This is a genomic window from Frigoribacterium sp. VKM Ac-2836 (assembly GCF_013248995.1).
GTDB lineage: Bacteria > Actinomycetota > Actinomycetes > Actinomycetales > Microbacteriaceae > Frigoribacterium.
The window spans coordinates 1858-5423 of sequence record NZ_JABRPK010000009.1; the positions used below are offsets into that span (position 1 = coordinate 1858).

A 3566-nucleotide genomic window follows, 5' to 3' on the forward strand; every position below is an offset into this window, starting at 1 on the left:
GTTGTTTGTGATACTAAGTGCAATTTCTTAGACCAACCCGCCCTTTGGGATGTGGTTGGCGAATGAGATAACACTGAGCTGTCAGTCTTTGGCTGGCAGCAACTTTGTGGTCAAGTTTCTAAGAGCAAACGGTGGATGCCTTGGCATCTGGAGCCGAAGAAGGACGTAGAAATCTGCGATAAGCCTCGGGGAGCTGATAATCGAGCCCTGATCCGAGGATTTCCGAATGGGGAAACCCCGCCAGGCGTTATGTCTGGTGACTCCCGCCTGAATATATAGGGCGGGTAGAGGGAACGTGGGGAAGTGAAACATCTCAGTACCCACAGGAAGAGAAAACAACAGTGATTCCGTCAGTAGTGGCGAGCGAAATCGGAAGAGGCTAAACCGGTCATGTGTGATAGACGGCGGTCGTTGCATGGTCGGGGTTGTGGGACCCGTTGTCCTGTTCTGCCGGACAGGAACAGTTACAGCGCAGTATAGGCGAACAGCTTTGAATGGCTGGTCATAGAGGGTGCGAACCCCGTAGCCGAAATGCTGGCGCTGGCTGAATGGGGATCCCAAGTAGCTCGGGGCCCGAGAAATCCCGTGTGAATCTGTCAGGACCACCTGATAAGCCTAAATACTCCCAGATGACCGATAGCGGACAAGTACCGTGAGGGAAAGGTGAAAAGTACCCCGGGAGGGGAGTGAAATAGTACCTGAAACCGTTTGCTTACAAACCGTTGGAGCCTCCTTGTAGGGGTGACAGCGTGCCTTTTGAAGAATGAGCCTGCGAGTTAGCGATATGTGGCGAGGTTAACCCGTGTGGGGTAGCCGTAGCGAAAGCGAGTCTTAATAGGGCGATCCAGTCGCATGTCCTAGACCCGAAGCGAAGTGATCTATCCATGGCCAGGTTGAAGCGACGGTAAGACGTCGTGGAGGACCGAACCCACTTAGGTTGAAAACTGAGGGGATGAGCTGTGGATAGGGGTGAAAGGCCAATCAAACTTCGTGATAGCTGGTTCTCTCCGAAATGCATTTAGGTGCAGCGTTGCGTGTTTCTTGCCGGAGGTAGAGCTACTGGATGGCCGATGGGGCCCAAAAGCTTACTGACGTCAGCCAAACTCCGAATGCCGGTAAGTGAGAGCGCAGCAGTGAGACGGTGGGGGATAAGCTTCATCGTCGAGAGGGAAACAACCCAGACTACCAACTAAGGTCCCTAAGCGTGTGCTAAGTGGGAAAGGATGTGGAGTTGCATAGACAACCAGGAGGTTGGCTTAGAAGCAGCCACCCTTGAAAGAGTGCGTAATAGCTCACTGGTCAAGTGATTCCGCGCCGACAATGTAACGGGGCTCAAGCACACCACCGAAGTTGTAGATTTCGTATTATAGACAAGCCTTCGTGGTTCAGTCGTACGGAGTGGTAGGAGAGCGTCGTGTGGCCAGTGAAGCGGCGGTGTAAACCAGCCGTGGAGGCCACACGAGTGAGAATGCAGGCATGAGTAGCGAAAGACGGGTGAGAAACCCGTCCTCCGAAAGACCAAGGGTTCCAGGGCCAGGTTAATCCGCCCTGGGTAAGTCGGGACCTAAGGCGAGGCCGACAGGCGTAGTCGATGGACAACGGGTTGATATTCCCGTACCGGCGAAGAACCGCCCAAGCTAATCCAGTGGTGCTAAGAGTCCTAACCCGGCTGAGCTGATCCCTTCGGGGTGAGGCCGGCCGGTCTAACGCTCGACCCCATGCTGGTGCGGTTAACGTATTAACAGGTGTGACGCAGGAAGGTAGCTGAGCCAGGCGATGGTATCCGTAAGGTGAACCTGGTGTAAGGATGTAGGGCTGACGATAGGCAAATCCGTCGTCAATGCGCCTGAGATCCGATGCGTACCCCGATTGGGGGAAATCAGTGATCCTATGCTGCCGAGAAAAGCATCGACGTGAGGTTCAAGCCGCCCGTACCCCAAACCGACTCAGGTGGTCAGGTAGAGAATACCAAGGAGATCGAGAGAATCGTGGTTAAGGAACTCGGCAAAATGCCCCCGTAACTTCGGGAGAAGGGGGGCCGGAACCGTGATGGGATTTACTCCCGGAGCGGGAAAGGCCGCAGAGACCAGTGGGAAGCGACTGTTTACTAAAAACACAGGTCCGTGCCAAGTCGCAAGACGATGTATACGGACTGACGCCTGCCCGGTGCTGGAAGGTTAAGAGGAAGGGTTAGCGCAAGCGAAGCTCAGAATTTAAGCCCCAGTAAACGGCGGTGGTAACTATAACCATCCTAAGGTAGCGAAATTCCTTGTCGGGTAAGTTCCGACCTGCACGAATGGCGTAACGACTTCCCAGCTGTCTCAACCGCGAACTCGGCGAAATTGCACTACGAGTAAAGATGCTCGTTACGCGCAGCAGGACGGAAAGACCCCGTGACCTTTACTACAGCTTGGTATTGGTGTTCGGAGTGGCTTGTGTAGGATAGGTGGGAGACTGTGAAGCTTGGACGCTAGTTCAGGTGGAGTCATTGTTGAAATACCACTCTGGTCACTTTGGATATCTAACTACGAACCGTGATCCGGTTCTGGGACAGTGCCTGGTGGGTAGTTTAACTGGGGCGGTTGCCTCCCAAAAAGTAACGGAGGCGCCCAAAGGTTCCCTCAACCTGGTTGGCAATCAGGTGTCGAGTGTAAGTGCACAAGGGAGCTTGACTGTGAGACTGACAAGTCGAGCAGGGACGAAAGTCGGGACTAGTGATCCGGCAGTGGCTTGTGGAAGCGCTGTCGCTCAACGGATAAAAGGTACCTCGGGGATAACAGGCTGATCTTGCCCAAGAGTCCATATCGACGGCATGGTTTGGCACCTCGATGTCGGCTCGTCGCATCCTGGGGCTGGAGTAGGTCCCAAGGGTTGGGCTGTTCGCCCATTAAAGCGGTACGCGAGCTGGGTTTAGAACGTCGTGAGACAGTTCGGTCCCTATCCGCTGCGCGCGTAGGAAATTTGAGAAGATCTATCCCTAGTACGAGAGGACCGGGATGGACGAACCTCTGGTGTGTCAGTTGTCCTGCCAAGGGCACCGCTGATTAGCTACGTTCGGAACGGATAACCGCTGAAAGCATCTAAGCGGGAAGCCGGCTTCGAGATGAGATTTCCATACCCTTAGGGGTGAGAGGCTCCCAGCTAGACTACTGGGTTGATAGGCCGGATGTGGAAGTGGGGACTAACGACCCATGGAGCTGACCGGTACTAATAAGCCGATAACTTGACAACACTCCCTCCCTGTAGAGGTGGGGGAAAGCTGCTTGCGTCCACTATGTGGTTCCCGAAATACGGTCGGGAACAATTCAACAGACAAGTCGTCACATCCATCACGGGTGGGACGCATGGTCTGAAACAGACTTCACCACCAGCATGATCGGTGTGTGGTAAATGTTTCGGCGGCCATAGCGAGAGGGAAACGCCCGGTCACATTCCGAACCCGGAAGCTAAGACTCTCAGCGCCGATGGTACTGCAAGGGGGACCTTGTGGGAGAGTAGGACACCGCCGGACTCCTTTTAGAGAAACACCAGAAAGGCCCCTTCCACGGAAGGGGCCTTTCTGCGTT

Annotated in this window: 2 rRNA genes; both read left to right on the plus strand. The window is 54.5% G+C overall.

Annotation, left to right across the window (positions count from 1 at the left end):
* The first annotated feature begins 108 nt into the window (after positions 1–108).
* Positions 109–3231, plus strand: a 23S ribosomal RNA gene (locus tag HRF36_RS15465).
* Between the two features lie 163 nt (positions 3232–3394).
* Positions 3395–3511 (plus strand): 5S ribosomal RNA (gene rrf / locus HRF36_RS15470).
* The last annotated feature ends 55 nt before the right edge of the window (positions 3512–3566 follow it).